The organism is Rhizorhapis sp. SPR117 (assembly GCF_021742065.1).
In genome coordinates this window covers 1-936 of record NZ_JAKKIE010000202.1, presented here as the reverse complement: position 1 = coordinate 936, position 936 = coordinate 1, and the positions used below count along the sequence as shown (strand labels likewise).

Below are 936 nucleotides of genomic sequence, written 5' to 3'. Positions count from 1 at the left end.
AGAGTCCGACTCAAAATTAATATTCATTGGATTCAAGCTCGTGCGATAAATCTGGCGGTTCGCCGGATTGAAGCGATGAGGAGCCATGCATCGGCGGATGCGATGGTGGCTTCCCAGTCTTTGGCGAGGCGGCGGCAGCGTCCCAGCCATGCGAAGGTGCGCTCAACGACCCATCGCCGTGCGATGACGACAAAGCCATTTGCTCCGTTTGGCCGTTTGACGATTTCAATGGCCGGGCCGTCCATGGCCTGCATGGCGGCTCCCAGCTTCTCTCCGGCGTATCCGCCATCGGCGAACAGGTGAACCAGCGTGGGGAAGCTCTCTTTCGTGGATACGATGACATCCGGCGCGCCGTCACGATCCTGAATGTCGGCGGTGTGGGTGATCGCACCCAGCAGATTGCCCTGGGTATCCGTGAGGATATGCCGCTTGCGGCCTTTCACTTTCTTGCCCGCGTCATAGCCGCGCGGCCCGCCGGATTCCGTGGTCTTGACGCTCTGGCTGTCGATCACGCCAGCTGTCGGTTCCGCCGCGCGACCGGCCAGAAGCCGTGCGGCCATGACCAGCGTCTCGTTGATGAGGTCGAACATGCCGTTGTCGCGCAGCCGGTAGAACCAGTGCTGCACCGTCGTGAACGGCGCAAACCCTTTGGGCAACATCGCCCACTGGCATCCCGTCGCCGCAATATACTGGATCGCGTTCCATATCTCGCGCATCGGCCATTTGCGCGGACGCCCAACCTTGCTCGCCGCAGGCATGAAGGGCTCGATCAGCAACCATTCTTCATCCGTACAATCGCTTGCATAGCGTAGCTGCCTTCGGTCATATTGTCCGCGAGTGATTTTGGTCCAGCTCATCCGATCCTCCGTAGTCTTCCTAAACCACAGAGAATCACAGCTCGCTGAAATCACTCAACATAATTTTCGGTTGGGCTCT

1 protein-coding gene is annotated in these 936 nt (G+C 59.1%); it reads right to left on the bottom strand.

Features of this window, described 5'->3' with window-relative positions:
- Window positions 1–32: 32 nt before the first annotated feature.
- Window positions 33–857, bottom strand: coding sequence for an IS5 family transposase (locus L3X40_RS21960; RefSeq protein ID WP_237367451.1), 825 nt, complete (start codon window positions 855–857; stop codon window positions 33–35).
- Window positions 858–936: the final 79 nt, after the last annotated feature.

Coding starts and splice junctions, on each gene's coding strand:
- L3X40_RS21960 (WP_237367451.1), bottom strand. CDS start 857: ATGAGCTGGACCAAAATCACTCGCGGACAATATGACCGAAGGCAGCTA.